This window comes from Heyndrickxia sp. MSNUG, from assembly GCF_049532715.1.
Taxonomy (GTDB): Bacteria; Bacillota; Bacilli; order Bacillales; family Cytobacillaceae; genus Mesobacillus.
Map to the genome: position 1 here is coordinate 2,430,934 of NZ_CP150978.1, position 17,568 is coordinate 2,448,501.

Sequence of the window (17,568 nt, forward strand, 5' to 3'; positions counted from 1 at the left end):
CAATATAAAGGGTTATATTGAATGAATGTAAAAGAATCATTCATTTGTAGGATCAGATTGCTATGCTTGCAATTTGGTCCTTTTAATTTTTTTGCCTACAATCATTTTTACTTAGAAGGAATTACGTTCCTTTTCATTGAATTTCATTATTAAATGACGCTATTAAACTTGTCGGTTGATTACTTAATGATAAAGTTGAAAAATGGGAGTTCTATTCAACATGGAAGTTTTATTTGGAATAGAATTTATCAAAAAAAACGAAAGGGAGGATGTATTATGAGCAAACATAAGATCTATACAATGAGTGTCGCAAGTGTGTATCCACATTATGTTACGAAGGCTGAAAGAAAAGGTCGTACGAAAACAGAAGTAGATGAAATCATCCGCTGGTTGACAGGGTATAGTCAGGAAGAGTTGGAAGTGCAACTAGAAAAACAGACAGACTTTGAGACTTTCTTTGCGGAAGCTCCTCAAATGAATTCTTCACGGACATTGATCAAGGGTGTTGTATGCGGTGTCCGAGTTGAAGACATTGAAGAACCAACAATGAAGGAAATTCGCTATTTGGATAAGCTGATCGATGAGTTAGCAAAGGGAAAAGGGATGGAGAAGATTTTGCGGAAGTAACAATAATCAAAATACGAATAATGGACTGGAGACAGATACGATGATAAAAGGTTTCGGAGGAATTTTTTGGAGAACTAAGAACCTTAATGAAATAAAAAAATGGTACAGTGACGTGTTGAAGATTGAAATAGAAAATTGGAATGGGACTGTGATTCAACCCCAGTCTGGAAATGAAACTATATTTTCTTTCTTTACCGAAGATGACAATTATTTTCCTACAGATCAACAAGTGATGTTGAATTTCCAAGTACATAATTTGAACCTTACGATTAAGCACCTTGAACATATAGGTATACCTCTTGAAAAGAAAAAGGAGATTAGTGAATTTGGAAAGTTTGTATGGATTAAAGATCCTGAAGGTCGATTGGTCGAGCTTTGGGAGAAATAGCTGGTTGTAATCTTTGCTATTAACTTAAAATTTGTGTTGATCCATATAGGTTCATGATATTTTTTTTGAATTACTAATTGAACAAAAGATTCAAATTAGTAGAGGAATGAAACAAAGATTTTTTTATTCTGTATGTGAGATTAGGAGTTAGATAGATGAGTTGTTTTTTTGTTATTCAAACAGCATAAATATTTTCGTAAGCCAGTCGACCTTAGTTCTTCCCTTCATTTTTCGTCTATTATCCTTATTCTGTGGGCTCTGTAAAAGCTGAATGTTGATTTTTAATATCCTGTTGATTGTAGTGGAAGGCGCGTAGACTCCTCCGAAAATGCTAACGCATTTCCATCGTGCGTGGGTAGATTCGAGGAAGCTATTCAATGTCCTGCGGGCTCAGCGCCAGCCCCGCGGAAAGCGAAGCGCCTGGAACGAAAATCAACAGCCTTGTTTAACAGAGCCATTCTGTTAAAAGAAACACAATGAAAAAGCAGGAATGTCAGCAAACCAGCTTGAATATACGTAAATGGGGGTGTAAGTCGCATGGTAAATCAACCATATTTAAAACTGGTGACAGAAAATTTTCAAAGTATCAAAAAGCTTGCAGATCGTGCAATGGAACAACTGAATATCGATGAGCTTACCTATACACCAAATGAGGAATCAAACAGTATAGCCGTTCTTGTCAGGCATATGAGCGGTAACTTGAAATCGCGGTTTAGTGACTTTTTAACTTCCGATGGTGAGAAGCCAGATCGAAATCGAGACGGGGAATTCGCTGGAACTTACGAATCTAAACATCAGTTGATAGAAGCGTGGAATTCAGGATGGGAGGTTTTATTTAAAACTCTTTCGGGGCTGAAGGAAGAGGATTTGAACAAAACGGTGTTGATCCGAAACGAGCCTCACTCTGTCATGGAGGCGATTCAGCGGCAGATTGTCCATCAATCCAGCCATTCTGGACAAATCGTTTATCTTGCAAAAATGATTAAAGATAAAGAATGGACTACATTAAGCATTCCTAGGGGAAAGTCAGAAAAATTTAATCAGCAGATGAATGAGCAGTTTAAATAGGATCTATACGTCGCATGCATCAATCCGTTATCAGATGGCAGGAATATTAAAAAGCCCCAAGGTGAATTATTTTTCACCATGGGGCTTTTATAAGTCAATGTACTACTGTTTTCCTTGCGCGAAACTTTTTCCACTGGAAACGGATAAAACAGCCGACACAGAATCCGAGAATTGCAATGAATGCTGCCAGGGCCACCATAATCGTAAAGAAATGGCCAAGTCCATTAAGGTTCATGGAATAGGAGATCAGTCCGCCTGCTAAACAAATGACTGCAATAAGTTGATTAAATTGCTGCTGCTCCCAATCTTCAGGAATGTATTCCGATGTAGCCTTTTTCAAAAAGGTTTTCGCAATCCGCATAACCGGGTTAAACCCAAACACTAAACCTAATATTCCCGCTCCAAGCGGTAAAACCAATATCCATTCGAAACCTGTTATCCAGGCAGAAACCACACTTAGTACAATAAACCATTGATTTGTTCTGACAAGAGGCTGGGGAACAGTGCGCAAGTTTGTTTGCATTTTAATTCCAACCTTTCTTATATGTTTTATAGGATAATAAGTATTTTATCTTATTTACGTTCCCTTGTGAAGAAAAATGATCATTTTTCACTAAAATGGACTTTTAGCTGAATTTGGAAAAGGCTCCCTGAATACTATATAAACTGAATGACCGGATTCAGAGTCCGGTACAAATATAGAGAGATCAATGGGGGAAATATGGGAGAAAGCAGAAAAGTACTAATCGTTTTGTTGGCCGCAGGAATTGTTGGATTAGCTGGATGCTCAGGGAACAGTTCAAGGGAAGATGAACTTGAGAAAAAAATAGCTGAGCTTGAAAAAAAGATTGAAAAGGAAAAAGAAAAAACAGAGGATGAAAAAAAAGCTGATGAAAAAGTGGTGGAAGAGCCATTACCTGTTGTCATAAATGTTATTGACCCAACTACAAAAACCGTGATCAAAACCTTTCAACCAGCTGACATGGGATATGGAACAGATATCACAAAATTCAAGGATGAAATTGAAAAATGGGCAAGAGAATTAGCAAGAGGTACTGAGACCGAGGCCGGTTATGATCAACGAATGACTTTGGACAAAATTGGACCAGATGGCCAGGTGATCAAAGGAACTCCTCAAACCATACTTGAAGAAGCGGAACTTGTTGAAAAAGTGATTGCCGCTTCCGAAAAAGGAGGGGATATCGAATTGCCACTCTATGTAACCGCGAGCGGTTACAAGATGGAGGATGTTACCCATTTAGGAGAAGTGGTTGTCGGGAGCTATACCACTTACTTCAATCCCGGTGTTGCAGGAAGAACGAAAAATATCGAATTGTCTGCTGAAGCAATCAATAATATCATTCTTGGATCAGGTGATGTCTTTTCCTTTAATACAACTGTAGGTCCCAGTGATGCTGCTCATGGATACCAGCCTGCAGAAGAAATCGTCAATAAGAAATTGGTTATGGGTATAGGCGGAGGCATCTGTCAGACATCTTCCACGCTATATAATGCAGTTGACCTGCTGGGCGTTGGATATGTTGAAAAGCATCATCATTCTTTAACAGTCGGTTATGTTCCGAAGGGGAGAGATGCCACTGTATCCTACGGAGGCAAGGATTTCAAATTTCAGAATACGACCGGGGTACCTCTTTTACTGAAAGCTGTCATGGGGAAAGGGTCATTGACGGTTGAAGTAAGGACATCCAAACAGTACGAATCCCTGGTGAAAAAGGGAATTTGATCCTTGGATAAAAGGCTTAAAAAATATCCGTCGAAAGACGTAGATAGAATCAATCCAACGGTGAATGTATGAAATATAAAATTCCCTTATTCTAATTATAAGAATAAGGGAGGCGATCAGAATGGAAATGAATCCTCTGATTTTAGAAAGTATGTGGAAAATGAAGAAAGAGCAAATGAAGAAGGAAGCTGATTTTAAGGAAACTTATAAGCTTTACCCCGAATTTGCTCATATCAGAAGTAATTTCAACAAGATGTTCAGAAGGTAAAATAAATCAAAATCCCCTGCCTTAACTGGCAGGGGATTTTTCACGATGTGCGTCTATTCTCATTAACATTAACCAGAAGCCCGCGTTTAATCCAGTATTGAAAGTTATCTTTTGGGAATACGCTTCTGTTTTCAGCATTGTTCATTTTAATGACGACGCTGCTATCTGAAACCTCCAGTACTTTAAGCCTGTCGGAGTTATACATATTTGGCAGAAACCCGCTTTTTATTTCAAACTCCATGTTATTATAGTACTCCATGCACAATTCCTCCTTAATCTTCAGGTAAAATTAGGTTTGCCATCCTGCTTACTTTTATCCAAAAAATGGCTGAAAATATATTTCTATAGCACTGAAGGGTTAATGTTCCTCAATGGATGTTTTTATTAGTATTTATTCCATACTCTCTTGCGGTTTTATATCTGACTTTAATCCTGTCATCCTTGAAGTAAATCCCAATAAAATAATGAAATATCTTAAAAAATCAAAACATCCTCATACAGAAGGCCTCTATATATTTACTACTTCTGATTTTTTAGGTATTTATGAAATGGACACTTCGACAATGTTGTTTTTTCATCATGAAGGAAGTATTGCTTCCATTCAAAATTTTCGTCATTTCCGTAACTGTTTAAATCAGGATGAATCGGGGTGGAATCGTAGTGTTCCAGTCTTTTTCTTATGCTTGCTTTTATTTTCGCTGCAGCAGCTGGTGAAGAATTAAATTCAGTCAGCACCCATCTTGGTGTGATAGCAAGCATGAAGCAGGGGAAATGCCTGCTTTTTCTTTTTTCATGAGCGGGTGTTGCGCAGTACATAAAATATTGCTCACCATGAAAACAAAATTCCCAGGCAGAATCTTCTGGATCAACTGGAATATGGGCTGGCCAATCTGCGAGATCCATTTTTCTCAGACCATTCAGCTGTTCCCAAAACAAATGCTCGTAATCTTCAACTTTATAACTCTCAAACATATTAACGGGTGTTTCGAAAAAAATGATAAGAGAGGTGAATTTCCCAAGGGATCTTGAAACCTTTGTATACTCTTGCAGCAGGTTAGCAAGTTCTATGATTGTGGACTGCTTTGTTGGATCTCCTGTAAAGCCAAAACAGAATTGATTTAATGAATGTCCAATCGTAGCTGGTATACAGGGGAATGGTCTATTTTTATTCTGGATTTTTTTAGAAAAAATCTGCAAAATCTTTCTTTCTCCACTGTCCATGCTGTCTATATTTTTATGCAAAATTCGAATGTTTCTCACCTCCATACACTTTTACAGTATTCCGTGGATGGGTGGGTAGGTGAATGTCCATTCGGCAATATAGGCATTCTATTTGGATCAACCAAAGGCATACTCCTTGTACTATTTTCTTCGTTATGAAAATTCTCCTTTATACTGGCATATATATTAAGTGGCTTTTTATTTACATGACATTATCGAAAGAGGTGGTATAAAAATTGACAAATTGGTATGATCCTTACCACCAACATTATCCACAATACCGGCAAAATTCCCACTATGTGCCGCAGCCGCAAGCTCAGCCAGAAGGGTTCAGGCAGCCATACGGAACATCCTTTGCCCAATTCCGTCCAATTAGGCCTTCAACCCAAGATAATCTGATCCTTCCAAGGGGCTTCAAGTACGACATTGTCGCCACATGGGGCGAGGATATGGGAAATGGGGAAAAATTTGGCTTCAATAATGACTTTAATTGCTATTTCGGTAAAAACCCGAATGAGGGCTTATTATGGGTTAATCACGAGTACATTGGCAACTTGGGCATTTTTGTAACAGGGTACAAAGAAGAGGAAGGCGCTCCTCCTCGGACTGCTGAACAAATCGCCGTTGAAAAATACAATGTTGGCGGATCTGTCATCCATATTAGAAAAGACCAGGGCGGGAACTGGCGCATTGTGAAAGCATCCACTTATAACAGACGGATTACAGCAAATACACCTATCAATTTAACAGGACCGGTAAAAGGGCATGCAGAAGTAGGGGGAGCATCTCAAGTAACGGGAACATTTGGCAACTGTTCTGGCGGAAAAACACTCTGGAATACCGCGATGTCAGGTGAGGAAAATTATGAGGGTATCGTTAAGGATTGGTCAGAAAATCCGGAAGTGCCTGGCTTGAATGTCACTCATTATGGCTGGATCGTAGAGATCGACCCTGCAGATCCCCATTCAACACCGAAAAAACATACAGCACTTGGCCGCTTTTCCCATGAAAATGCGGCAATGACTCTTGGGAAAACAGGCAAGGTTGTCGTCTATAGTGGTGATGATGCAAATGACCAATGTGTTTACAAGTTTGTAAGTGATGGTGTTTATAAGCCTGAATTAGGCAAGCAAAATAGTTCTCTATTAGAAAAAGGAACATTATATGTTGCTGATATGGGAGCAACAAAGTGGGTTCCCCTTGATTTAGAGAAGACGCCTAAGTTGAAGGAGAAATTCAAGTCACAGGCTGAAGTACTCGTAAATACCCGAGATGCGGCAAAGCTGGCTGGCGGTACACCATTAGACAGACCAGAGGATTTAGAGGTCCACCCAAGGGATGGCTCCGTATTTATAGCGTTAACAAACAACACAAAGCATGGGAATTACTATGGCCAAATTTGGCGTTTGTTTGAGGACGGAAATGATGCTGAAAGTACTGGATTTTCCTATGAGGTTTTTGCAGTTGGCGGCCCGCAGAGCGGCTTTGCTTCTCCTGATAACCTTATGTTCGACCAGGTTGGGAACCTTTGGGTTACGACAGACATTTCCTCTGATAAACTTAGCCAGGGGGCATATAAATCCTTTGGTAACAATGGTTTATTCATGATTCCGACTGAGGGTCCTAACAAAGGGATAGCTATGCAATTTGCATCTGCGCCTGTCCAGGCGGAATTGACTGGTCCTTGGCTTGCGCCAGATGGTGAAACACTATTCCTTTCAGTTCAGCATCCAGGGGAAGAAACTGAAGATGTAAATAATCCGACAAGCCGATGGCCATACGGTGATATCCCGAGACCGTCAGTAGTAGCGATTTCAAGACAATAACAAAGAAGGCAAGAGGGAGGTACCTCTTGCCGTTATTTATTAGGTTATTAGAATCAAAATCTACTCACTTTTCAATACATTAAAATATCTGGCATCAGGATGGGAGAAGACAATAGCAGTAACCGATGCTTCTGGTTCCATCATGCACCCTTCAGTCAAGTGGATACCTATTTCCTCCGGTTTAAGAAGATTAAACAACTTCTTCTGGTCTTCAAGGTCGGGACAAGCAGGATATCCGAATGAGAATCTCTGACCTTGATACTTGGCAGCAAATCGATCTTTCATTGTCATGTCCGGCGTATCCGGAAAACCCCATACGTCTCGCATCTGGCGGTGGATGAGCTCGGCGAATCCTTCCGCAGACTCCAATGCCAATGCCTGAAGAGCATGACTTTCAAGGAAACGACCCTCATTTTTTAACTGATCGGCAGCCTGGCGTATTCCTGAACCGGCCGTCACCGCGAACATCCCGACATAATCCATTTCGCCGTCACTCACGGGTCTTGCATAATCTGCAAGGCATAATCCTGGTGAGACCTGCTGACGTGGAAACTCAAAGGTCTGCAGTATCTTTCCGGATTCCACTGCGTCATAAATATATAGTTTATTTCCTTCCGATTGAGCGGGGAAGAACTGATAAACAGCAGCCGGCTTAATCCATTCTTTTGATTTAGCTTCTGATAATAGAGATTGGACAACATTGTTGATTTTTAGCGCTTTCTCATCCTTTTCTTTCAGTAAAACTTCCACCTTGCCCTTCAAACCGAGATGGTGGCCAATGAGCATTTGCTGATTGATGTACGGTTCTATATGAGAAAGAGAGTATGATTTCAATAAGTGCCTTCTGGTATCCTTCGGAATATAAACTGGTGCAGTTGCGATTGCTTTAGGACGGTCCAAAACGGCTGTTGCAGAGCTTTTTTCACGAACAAAAGCTGGTTTGAGCTGAGCGGCCTCCTGTTTCTCTTTTTGTTCGATCATGAACCTTTCGTAGCCGTCAGGTTCCCGAAGCTGATTGGCAAGGGATAAACCATTCATTGCATCTTTCGCGTATAATACGAGACCGTCATATTCCCTGGCAATTTTCGTATCAGTAAACTTTCTTGACAATGCGGCACCGCCAACTAAAATAGGGACGTTAATTCCCGCTTGCTTCATGTCATGTGCCGTCAGGACCATTTGCTGTGCTGACTTGACAAGCAATCCTGAAAGGCCGACAATATCAGGCTTTTCTTTTTTTATGGCTTCCACCAGGACAGTCGGTGCTACTTTTATCCCGAGGTCCACCACCTCGTAGCCATTATTGCTTAGGATAATATCAACAAGGTTCTTGCCAATATCATGTACATCGCCTTTCACTGTAGCCAAAAGCACCTTGCCTTTAGTGGAAGCAGATTCATTCTTTTCCATAAACGGTTCCAGATGAGACACAGCAGCCTTCATGACTTCTGCACTCTGCAGTACCTCGGCAACAATTAATTGATTGTCATTGAACAGCCTGCCGACTTCCTTCATCCCATCCATTAATGGTCCATTAATGATATCAAGCGGAGCAGGGTAGGTGGAGAGGGCCGTATCCAGGTCTGGAACCAGGCCTTCTTTTGTTCCTTCTATAATATAGTAAGCCAGTCTCTCTTCAAGTGTCATGTCTGGCAGCGTGCTTTTTGATTCCTTCTTTTTATCCCGATAGAAATCCGTGAACTCAGCCAGGGATTGATCTGTCGTGTTGAATAACAATTCCTCTGCCATTTTAACTTCTTCAGGACTGATCGAAGCGAAGCGTTCAAGCTTTTCTGTATTTACAATGGCGTAATCTAATCCGGCCTGGGTGCAGTTGTATAGAAACACTGAATTCAGTACTTCCCGGCCAACTGGAGGGAGACCAAAGGAAACATTGCTTATTCCGAGAATGGTTTGTGTTTCAGGGAAAGCTTCTTTGATCATCCTGATTCCATCAACTGTTGCTTTGGCAGACCCAATATACTGCTCATCCCCGGTTCCGACCGGAAAAACAAGCGGATCAAATATTAAATCCTGAGCCGGAACTTTATATTTATTCACAAGTAAATCGTAAGAACGCTTTGCGATCTCCAGCTTTCTTTCAGCGGTGACACCCATTCCTATTTCATCAATCGTTCCAACTACAACCGCCGCACCGTATTGGTGAATAAGCCGCGCTACTGATTCAAAGCGCTCCTCACCGTCTTCCAGGTTAATAGAATTAATGATTGCTTTTCCTTGTGAATAGGTAAGGGCTTTTTCAATTACATTGTCATCGGTCGAATCAATGACCAGCGGAACTTTTACCTTTTTGACTACCTCGGGGATAAAATTCTCCATATCCTGAAGCTCATCTCTGTCAGGATCTGCAAGGCAAATATCGATGACATGCGCGCCATTCTTGACCTGTGCTCTGGCAATTTCGGCTGCTTCTTCGATTTTCCCTTCTGAAATAAGGCGCTTAAATTTCCGTGAACCAATGACATTTGTTCGTTCACCGACCATGATGGGCCTTAAGGTTGGGTCGTCGTAAATGAATGGCTCGATACCAGAGACCATATGATCAGGCTTTGCCACTGATTGACGAGGCTGCCGTTCCTGCATTTTTTCGGAAATCGCTTTTATATGGGCAGGGGTCGTGCCGCAGCAGCCGCCTACAATATTAATCCATCCTTCTCCGGCAAAATCAGATAGCTTATGTGCGAGCGTTTCCGGTGTCTCATGATATTGTCCTTCTTCATCAGGCAAGCCTGCATTCGGGTAGCAGCTGACGGCTGACGAAGAAAGGGCAGAAAGGGAGCGCAGGTGTTCCTGCATGAATTCCGGTCCGGTCGCGCAATTCAGTCCGATTGCAATTGGATTCATATGCTGTACCGATATATAAAAAGCCTCAATTGATTGGCCGGCAAGCGTTGTACCCATCGGTTCAATGGTTGCGGAAATCATGATGGGCAATTCTTTTCCACTTTGTTTGAATGCTCTCTGTATACCTGAATAGGCTGCTTTTACATTTAACAGGTCCTGGCTTGTTTCTAAGAGCAGCAAATCTACATTTCCATCGATCAGACCAAGTGCCTGTTCTTCGTAAGATCTGAACATCTCAGCAAATGATGACCCACCTGTCACACTGAGTGTTTTCGTCGTGGGTCCCATTGAACCAGCTACAAATCTAGGTTTCGATAATGAGGATGCCTCGTCAGCTGCTTTCCTTGCGAGTAGTGCAGCAGCCTTATTGATTTCATAAGCTTTGTCACCTAATCCATATTCATCAAGTACAAGTCTTGTGGCTCCAAAAGTATTGGTCTCGACAATATCGGCGCCCGCTTCATAGTATTCCCGATGTATGTTTTCAATTACACCTGGGGCAGTAAGGTTAAGGATTTCATTACATCCATCAAATTCTTCTCCGCCAAAATCTTCAGGAGTGAGATTTGCCTGCTGGAGCATAGTGCCCATCGCGCCGTCCATGATCAGGATCTTTTTCTTCAGCTGTTCAGTTAACGTAGTTGACATTTTGTTTCCTCCTCAGTAGAAGGCTGCTGTATTCGTTGGCGTATTGTGATAATTCAACGCTCATCTCATAGTTCATAAAAGGGGTGATTAAATAGATTCCGTTAAAAAGTTCTGCTGCAGCCTCGATCAGACCTTTTGTAATCGCAATGCCTTCCTTTTTTGACAGTAGAGGCTCATTATTAAATTTCGCCATTGTTTCAAGGATTTCCTGTGAAATCTTTATGCCTGGCACTTCATTGTGAAGGAATTCAGCATTCCTGCTGCTCGTAAGCGGCATCAAGCCAATATAAATTGGGACATCCAGATGCTTCGTTGCTTCGTAGGTTTCCAAAAGCAATTTTTCAGAGTATACCGGTTGAGTAATGAAGTAATCTGCACCACAATGGATTTTCTTCTCCATTCTAAGTACGGCTTTTTCCAATGAGCGGACATTTGGATTAAACGCAGCCCCGACCGAAAAAGCTCCTTTTTGACCAAGATCCTTACCTGAGTATGAGAGACCAGAATTAAATTGTTTGATCATCTCAATCAGCTCAAAGGAGGATAGATCAAATACTGATGAGGCACCCGGAAAGTCACCAACACGTGCAGGATCGCCTGTGATGGCAAGCACGTCGTGCAGACCGAGAGTATGAAGACCCATCAGATGGGATTGCAGTCCAATAATATTACGATCCCGGCAGGTCAAATGCACAAGGGGCCGCAAGCCGATATTTTCCTTAACCATGTGGCCAATGGCTGAATTTGAAATTCTTGGGGAAGCCAGCGAGTTATCTGCGAGCGTCAATGCATCAATGCCTGTTTCCTTTAAAGCCTTGGCTCCTTCAAAAAATCTTATTGTATCCAGTTTGCGTGGTGAATCAAGCTCGACTATCACAGAGGGCCGTTCCTTCACTATTTGATGAAGTGGGGGAGTGGCTCTTATTATTTCAGCTGATTTAACTTCAACCCTGGCTGTTTTTACTATGACTCTCTTATCTGCAAGTGGCTTCAAACCTTTTAACTCCTCTGAAATAGCCCTGATATGTTCAGGTGTCGTACCGCAGCAGCCGCCGATTAGGCGAACACCTTGTTCGCGGAAGCTATGGGCTGACTTGCGGAAATATTCAGGGTTCCCCTCATAATGGAATTGGCCGTCTGTATAGGCTGGCAGGCCGGCGTTAGGATAAGCAGAAAGATATGCCTTCTTTGGCAGCTCTACTTGCTCAAGGCTGGCAATCATATGATGAGGGCCGAGCCTGCAGTTCAGGCCAACAATGTCTGCACCCTTGTCCTCTAATGTATTAAAAACTTCCTGAAGAGGAGTCTGATCCTGCATGATGCCAATTTCCTGTAGTGAAACCTGCGCGATGATCGGAAGGTCTGTTTCTTTGCGGGCAATCGCGAGCACCGTTTCGATTTCTTCCATATCGTAAAAGGTTTCAAGCAGAATCCCGTCAACGCCCTCGAGAAGCAGACAATAAAGCTGCTCTCTGAAGCTTCGTTTGATTTCCTCAATTGGAATGGCAGACGGCCTTATACCCCGGTTACCGCCAATTGTACCCAAAACATACGCTTTTTTGTCCGCTGCCTGGCGGGCGAGCTTGACAGCTGCACTGTTGATTTCTTTAACTTGATCCTCGAGTCCATATCTTTCAAGTTTTATATAATTTGCTGCGTACGTATTTGTCTGAATCAGATTTGCACCTGCATCCATGTAAGCCTTATGGATTCGCATAATGTCTTCGGGATGAGAAACATTCAATTCTTCAATACAGGTACCTGCACCGTAAGAATAGAGAAGGGTGCCAATTGCTCCATCCGCTATTAAAATTTCATTTTCCAATATTTTCAGGAAACTCATCGGATTCCCTCCTTGTAAGCTGAGTGTTTATTTGCTGATAATAAAGCCTGCTCGAAGTCCTTGATCAAGTCATCCACATTTTCAAGTCCAACCGATAACCGCAGCAGGCCGTCGCTGATTCCTCGTTTTTTCCGTTCGTCCTCCGGCATGGCTGCATGAGACATTTTTGCGGGGTAGGAGATGATCGATTCCACTGCTCCAAGGCTGACCGCAAATACTGGCAGGTTTAAATTTTCTATGAACCTTTTTAATTTCTCCGCGTTTTCAAGCTCTAAAGAGAGCACTGCACCTGGGCCTTCAGCCTGACCGCGTTGTACATGATACTGCGGATGCTCAGATAGACCAGGATAATAGACGTTTTTGATAGAAGGTTCATTCTTCAGGAAATGAGCGATCTTAACCGCACTGTCTTGTGACTGGTTCATCCTTACTGATAATGTTTTGATGCCTCTCATTACCAGCCAGGCATCCTGGACTCCGAGGATTGCTCCAAACGAGTTTTGCAGGGAATAAAGCTTATGTCCGAGATCTTCATTTTTAACAACAGCAAGACCGGCCACGGTATCACTGTGTCCTGATAAAAATTTCGTCGCGCTGTGGAGGACAAGGTCCGCTCCAAGCTCCAATGGTCTTTGTAAATAGGGAGTCATGAAGGTATTGTCGACAAACGTATATGCTCCATGCAACTTAGCTAACTTGCTAATTCCCTGAATGTCAGTTACCTTCAGCAAAGGATTAGAAGGAGTTTCTACATATAGTAATCTAGTATTTGGCTTGATCGCCTTTTTGACTGCATCAAGATCTGTCATATCGACAAAAGTATGTTCAATGCCAAAACGATTGAGTACCTGTGTCACCATCCGATAAGATCCGCCATATACATCCTCCGTCACGACAATATGGTCGCCCTTTGAGAATAGAAGAAAGGCCGTCGATATGGCTGCCATACCAGAAGAAAAGGCAAAGCCTCGAGTTCCGCCTTCGAGTTCGGCAATGATTTCTTCAAGTGCTTCCCTGGTGGGATTTAGACTCCTGCTGTAATCGTACTTTCCGAAATGGTCTACAGAATGCTGGTGAAAGGTGGAGGCATGCTGGATCGGCACGCTGACTCCTCCGGTAACTGGGTCTACTTTATGCTTATTATGAAGGAGTCTTGTCTCAAAGGTGTAACAGTCGGTCATACTTTTGCCTCCAGTTCAGCTCTTTTAAAAGCATTTTCTAAATCAGCCAGTAAATCATCAGCATTCTCAATCCCCACCGAGAAGCGAAGCAGACGATCGCAAACTCCAATTTTTTCACGGATATCAGCTGGGATGTCTGCATGTGTCTGTGTAGCCGGGTAGGTGATAAAGCTTTCAACACCTCCAAGACTTTCTGCAAAGGTGATGGTTGATAAGCTCTGTAAAAACGGATTAACCATTGAAGGGGATTTCACTCTGAAAGAAATCATCCCGCCTCTGCCAGGGTAAAGGACATCAGTGACGGCATCATGTTCTTTTAAATAATCCACCAGTTGAATTGCATTTCGTTCATGACGCTCCATCCTTAATGACAAAGTCTTCATCCCGCGGATCAGCAGCCAGGAATCAAAGGGACTGAGCACAGCGCCGCCTCCATTATGATGAAGGAAAAGAGAATCACATAATTCCTGGCCTTTAGCAACGATCAATCCTGCCAATACATCATTGTGACCTCCCAGATATTTAGTGGCACTATGGATAACGATATCCGCTCCCAGGGTAATCGGTTTTTGTAAGAGGGGAGTATAGAATGTGTTATCGACTATCAATAACAGTCCATTTGCTTTTGCGATGTCTGCGATTGCCTTAATGTCAGCCTGCTCCATCAGAGGATTTGTCGGTGTCTCAACAAATAGAGCCTTCGTTTTTGGATTGATGGCTGAGGCGACTTCTTCCAAATCCGCCATATCGGCATATGTACAATTTAATCCCCACTTTTTGAAACCTTGCTCCAGAAGTCTATAGGTTCCGCCATATAAATCCTTGGATACGACCCACTCATCACCATTCTGAAAGAGGGAAAGAATCGTCCAGATAGCAGCCATGCCTGAACTGCAGGCAAATCCGCGGTCACCTTCTTCAAGGTCTGCGATTGCTTTTTCAAGAATTTCCCGAGTAGGGTTTCCTGTTCGGACATAGTCATATCCGCTTGACTGGCCAATTCCTTCATGTCTATACGCAGTCGTTAAATAAATCGGGGGATTTACTGCACCTGTAGCAGTTTCACTTCTATTGCCAATTTGAGCTAATTTTGTCTCAATTTTCACCATTCATCTCACTCCTGATGTTGTTATTCTTTTAGATAAAATAAAAAAGCCTTCTATAAGAAGAAGACTTTGATAAATACGAGCCATTCTCCTTATCTGCCAAGTTATAAAAACTTGCTGGAATTAGCACCTTTTCAACAAATAGTTGATGGTTGCTGAAGCTTCATAGGGCCAGAACCCTCTGCTTCTCTCGATAAGAAATAAATTTATTTAATTGTGAAATTTCTCTAAATATTACAACTTATATTACCTGATGTCAATATTTAATTAAAGCGTTAAAGCGAAGGAGTGCAATAACGGTTTTCCCATTTATTAAGATTCTGTAAAGGGAGGAGGGGGAATCCGCGAAAACTGGAATTACTAAGTAATAATAAATTGATCGTCGGGTGTAAATACCTGCAAGTATCGTGGACTAGTAAACTTTAAGTGCTTTTTCTGATTTTATGATAAAAAAAAGGTTATTTACACTCTGAAAATTCATATTGGATCCAAACTGGTAACAAACAAGAGCCATTGGTTCCCTGAAAATGCTGATAAGAAGAAAACTGGTGCTCAATAAGAGTGATTGGTGAACTGAAAATGGTAATAGGATGAAAACTGGTCAAAATTTTTATGTATCGGCTGGAAAAAATCGCGGAAAATTTCCAGTTTACGGGATTTCGACAAATTTTAGCGAAAACTACAGATTTTTAACGCTTGTTTGGATTCACTCAAGAGTATTTTATCTCTGTAGAAGGCTTCAATAAGAAAATTACATGCCCTTTTGGCTGCATTAAAAGCGATTGGTGACATGAAAGTACTAACACGATGAAAAAATAGGTAACCAATAAAGAATATTGATAGGAAGTAAGTGCTCCTAAGATAAAAAAGGTTGCCCAAAAGAGAAATTACTGCCCGAACGAGTCATCCATCAAATACTAGTAAAATAAAAAGACTGACTCAAAGAAGTTTTTCAACTTTTTGAGTCAGTCTCTTAAAATGAAACTCTATTAATTTACACCAACAGCATCAAATGCTTTCTTAACTGATGTTACTTCAGCAGAAGAGGCACCATACAGATCTGTTGCAGCCTGTACAAGTCCTGCTCTTGCCTGGCTGAAGTTGGTTGAAGATGTGAAGTATACTGTGTTAGCACGGTAGAAAATTGCACCTAGCTTGTCCGTACCTACTCCAGACACTGTCACACCATAATGTGTTCCACCTTGACTTAGAAGATAAGCAGCCTTGTTGATGATTCCGCTGTTTGTATGAACTCCGCCATTATCGGATGTACCAGTATAACGCTTAGAATAGTGGTCAGGATCACCATATTTAGTTGGGTCGCTCATTGAACGAAGAGCATCGCCAGCTGTATTTGGTGTATAGATGTCTTCACCAATCTCAAAGTCTGGATTGTTATTTGTATGGAATTCAAGGATTGTACCAAAGATATCTGAAATTGATTCATTTAATGCGCCTGATTCGTTTTGGTAAACGAGATCAGAACTGAAATCTGTTACAGCGTGTGTCAATTCATGTGCTACGACATCAAGTCCGCCTGAAAGCGGTACGAAAGTGGTTCCATCTCCATCACCATAAACCATTTGAGCGCCATTCCAGAAAGCATTGTTGTAATTTCTGCTGTAGTGTACAGAAGATTTTAAAGCTGCTCCTTTATTGTCATAGGAATTGCGGTTAAACACATTCTTATAATAATCATATGTTTTGCCTGCGTAGTAGTGTGCATCCACGGCAGCACCATCATATTTCGCGTTAAGGTTGTTATCAGCATCCACCCATAAAGAGCCAGGCGTTGTTTGACGATTTTTAGCGTCATACGTGAATACACCGGAACCGCGAGTATTGTCCTGTAGATAATAAGCGCCATTAGAAAGTAAAGTATTCAGTGTTTTAGTATCACCTAGAACACCGACTCCAGAACCAACTGTGTTCGAGCCTGTCAGTGAAGGATCCGTTTTTCCGGCAGTGTCGATCGCATTGTATTTATTGATAACTTCACCTGTTTCAGCATTGATAAAATATTGGTAGTTTCCTGGTTCAGGGCTTAAGAAATTTAATGTTACATGGTATGCATAAACGGCTTTATCAGCAGCAGGGTAGACAACTAGCTCAGCAGTTGGATCCTGCTCATACACAGGCTGGAAGCCTAAATCAGCTTCTGCCAGTGTAACAGCCTGCTTTTGAGATTTTTGATTGGCTTTTTTAACTAGCTTACTGCTTAGCTCTTTGCTTAAAGTCCCTGTGAATACTTGAAGTACGCCATTTTCATCAACTTTGGCAGCCTGTGTTGCTCCCCAAACTGGCACTCCATTATAAACTTGCTGTAAGCGGACCACATCTCCGCCTAGCTTGTCAGCTTCCTGTGATTTCACAATGAAACTATCTGCAGTTCCTAGCTTATATTTTCCCTTCGAATTCTTAAGATAATCAAGCACAACATCTTTGGCAGCCTTAGCTGAAGGATTTGTCAGCTTACCGGCAACAAATTCCGGCGAGCCTTGGCTTTTCGTATACTTGTTTGATTGTGCATCTGAAGATGAAGCTGCAAAACCGGTTGCACTTACTAAACCACTTAATGCAAGACTTGCTGTAAGACTTAAAGCTACGACATTCTTCTTCAAATAAATTCCTCCTAAAAATGTATAATGATAGACTCTAGCTAATAAAAATTAGTAGATTAACATAGTTATACTTTAATATTCTGAACATTGCAACAAATAGATCGGTTTTTGTCGAACTGATAGGTTGGGAAATTTTTTGAGTAAGTATCACTTATTTTAATT

At 41.6% G+C, this 17,568-nt stretch carries 14 protein-coding genes and 1 riboswitch; of the genes, 6 read left to right on the top strand and 8 right to left on the bottom strand.

Going from position 1 to position 17,568, the window contains the following annotated elements:
* Positions 1–276: 276 nt before the first annotated feature.
* The 3 genes from AABM38_RS12105 to AABM38_RS12115 all read left to right on the top strand — a co-directional run bounded on the left by AABM38_RS12105 (position 277) and on the right by AABM38_RS12115 (position 2,083).
* The gene (locus tag AABM38_RS12105) at positions 277–627 is read left to right on the top strand and encodes a DUF2200 domain-containing protein (RefSeq protein WP_423406656.1); all 351 of its coding nucleotides are present in this window, start codon (positions 277–279) and stop codon (positions 625–627) included.
* 40 nt (positions 628–667) lie between these two features.
* On the top strand, positions 668–1,015 hold the full coding sequence (locus tag AABM38_RS12110; RefSeq protein ID WP_423406657.1) for a VOC family protein: 348 nt from the start codon (positions 668–670) through the stop codon (positions 1,013–1,015).
* A 537-nt stretch (positions 1,016–1,552) separates the two neighbouring features.
* The gene (locus AABM38_RS12115; RefSeq protein WP_423406658.1) at positions 1,553–2,083 is read left to right on the top strand and encodes a DUF1572 family protein; all 531 of its coding nucleotides are present in this window, start codon (positions 1,553–1,555) and stop codon (positions 2,081–2,083) included.
* A 94-nt stretch (positions 2,084–2,177) separates the two neighbouring features.
* On the opposite strand, the gene AABM38_RS12120 is transcribed toward AABM38_RS12115, so the two are convergent.
* Positions 2,178–2,606 (bottom strand): DUF4395 domain-containing protein, encoded by a 429-nt coding sequence (locus AABM38_RS12120; RefSeq protein WP_423406659.1) that lies wholly within the window; start codon positions 2,604–2,606, stop codon positions 2,178–2,180.
* A 198-nt stretch (positions 2,607–2,804) separates the two neighbouring features.
* Between AABM38_RS12120 and AABM38_RS12125 the strand changes: the two genes are divergently transcribed.
* Both AABM38_RS12125 and AABM38_RS12130 read left to right on the top strand, forming a co-directional pair.
* Complete coding sequence (locus AABM38_RS12125) at positions 2,805–3,827, top strand: VanW family protein (protein WP_423406660.1); 1,023 nt, start codon at positions 2,805–2,807, stop codon at positions 3,825–3,827.
* A 121-nt stretch (positions 3,828–3,948) separates the two neighbouring features.
* The gene (locus AABM38_RS12130; RefSeq protein WP_423406661.1) at positions 3,949–4,095 is read left to right on the top strand and encodes a hypothetical protein; all 147 of its coding nucleotides are present in this window, start codon (positions 3,949–3,951) and stop codon (positions 4,093–4,095) included.
* A 40-nt stretch (positions 4,096–4,135) separates the two neighbouring features.
* Here the strand turns inward: AABM38_RS12130 and AABM38_RS12135 are convergent, their stop codons facing one another.
* Entirely contained in the window at positions 4,136–4,354 is a 219-nt protein-coding gene (locus AABM38_RS12135; RefSeq protein ID WP_335430534.1) for a hypothetical protein, read from the bottom strand.
* 260 nt (positions 4,355–4,614) lie between these two features.
* Positions 4,615–5,292, bottom strand: a complete 678-nt coding sequence (locus tag AABM38_RS12140) for a YqcI/YcgG family protein (protein ID WP_423406662.1) — start codon at positions 5,290–5,292, stop codon at positions 4,615–4,617.
* 260 nt (positions 5,293–5,552) lie between these two features.
* Here AABM38_RS12140 and AABM38_RS12145 point away from each other — a divergent pair, with 260 nt between their 5' ends.
* Positions 5,553–7,142 (top strand): PhoX family protein, encoded by a 1,590-nt coding sequence (locus AABM38_RS12145; RefSeq protein WP_423406663.1) that lies wholly within the window; start codon positions 5,553–5,555, stop codon positions 7,140–7,142.
* Positions 7,143–7,202: 60 nt separating this feature from the next.
* Here the strand turns inward: AABM38_RS12145 and metH are convergent, their stop codons facing one another.
* The 5 genes from metH to AABM38_RS12170 all read right to left on the bottom strand — a co-directional run bounded on the left by metH (position 7,203) and on the right by AABM38_RS12170 (position 17,406).
* Positions 7,203–10,655: a methionine synthase gene (metH, locus tag AABM38_RS12150; RefSeq protein WP_423406664.1), complete on the bottom strand. Its 3,453-nt coding sequence runs from the start codon at positions 10,653–10,655 to the stop codon at positions 7,203–7,205.
* Positions 10,636–12,498 (bottom strand): bifunctional homocysteine S-methyltransferase/methylenetetrahydrofolate reductase, encoded by a 1,863-nt coding sequence (locus tag AABM38_RS12155; protein WP_423406665.1) that lies wholly within the window; start codon positions 12,496–12,498, stop codon positions 10,636–10,638. Before AABM38_RS12155 ends, metH begins: the two co-directional genes overlap by 20 nt.
* Positions 12,495–13,679: a cystathionine beta-lyase gene (gene metC / locus AABM38_RS12160; protein WP_423406666.1), complete on the bottom strand. Its 1,185-nt coding sequence runs from the start codon at positions 13,677–13,679 to the stop codon at positions 12,495–12,497. Before metC ends, AABM38_RS12155 begins: the two co-directional genes overlap by 4 nt.
* Positions 13,676–14,788: a methionine biosynthesis PLP-dependent protein gene (locus AABM38_RS12165; RefSeq protein ID WP_423406667.1), complete on the bottom strand. Its 1,113-nt coding sequence runs from the start codon at positions 14,786–14,788 to the stop codon at positions 13,676–13,678. The genes metC and AABM38_RS12165 overlap by 4 nt, the downstream gene beginning before the upstream one ends.
* An 86-nt stretch (positions 14,789–14,874) precedes the next feature.
* Positions 14,875–14,985: riboswitch (SAM riboswitch) on the bottom strand.
* Positions 14,986–15,774: 789 nt separating this feature from the next.
* Complete coding sequence (locus AABM38_RS12170; protein WP_423406668.1) at positions 15,775–17,406, bottom strand: M4 family metallopeptidase; 1,632 nt, start codon at positions 17,404–17,406, stop codon at positions 15,775–15,777.
* Positions 17,407–17,568: the final 162 nt, after the last annotated feature.

What these genes read in the sequence shown, in the direction of transcription:
- AABM38_RS12155 (WP_423406665.1), bottom strand. Translation starts at nt 12,498, where the DNA reads ATGAGTTTCCTGAAAATATTGGAAAATGAAATTTTAATAGCGGATGGA.
- AABM38_RS12105 (WP_423406656.1), top strand. Translation starts at nt 277, where the DNA reads ATGAGCAAACATAAGATCTATACAATGAGTGTCGCAAGTGTGTATCCA.
- AABM38_RS12115 (WP_423406658.1), top strand. Translation starts at nt 1,553, where the DNA reads ATGGTAAATCAACCATATTTAAAACTGGTGACAGAAAATTTTCAAAGT.
- AABM38_RS12120 (WP_423406659.1), bottom strand. Translation starts at nt 2,606, where the DNA reads ATGCAAACAAACTTGCGCACTGTTCCCCAGCCTCTTGTCAGAACAAAT.
- AABM38_RS12130 (WP_423406661.1), top strand. Translation starts at nt 3,949, where the DNA reads ATGGAAATGAATCCTCTGATTTTAGAAAGTATGTGGAAAATGAAGAAA.
- AABM38_RS12110 (WP_423406657.1), top strand. Translation starts at nt 668, where the DNA reads ATGATAAAAGGTTTCGGAGGAATTTTTTGGAGAACTAAGAACCTTAAT.
- metH (WP_423406664.1), bottom strand. Translation starts at nt 10,655, where the DNA reads ATGTCAACTACGTTAACTGAACAGCTGAAGAAAAAGATCCTGATCATG.
- metC (WP_423406666.1), bottom strand. Translation starts at nt 13,679, where the DNA reads ATGACCGACTGTTACACCTTTGAGACAAGACTCCTTCATAATAAGCAT.
- AABM38_RS12135 (WP_335430534.1), bottom strand. Translation starts at nt 4,354, where the DNA reads ATGGAGTACTATAATAACATGGAGTTTGAAATAAAAAGCGGGTTTCTG.
- AABM38_RS12165 (WP_423406667.1), bottom strand. Translation starts at nt 14,788, where the DNA reads ATGGTGAAAATTGAGACAAAATTAGCTCAAATTGGCAATAGAAGTGAA.
- AABM38_RS12125 (WP_423406660.1), top strand. Translation starts at nt 2,805, where the DNA reads ATGGGAGAAAGCAGAAAAGTACTAATCGTTTTGTTGGCCGCAGGAATT.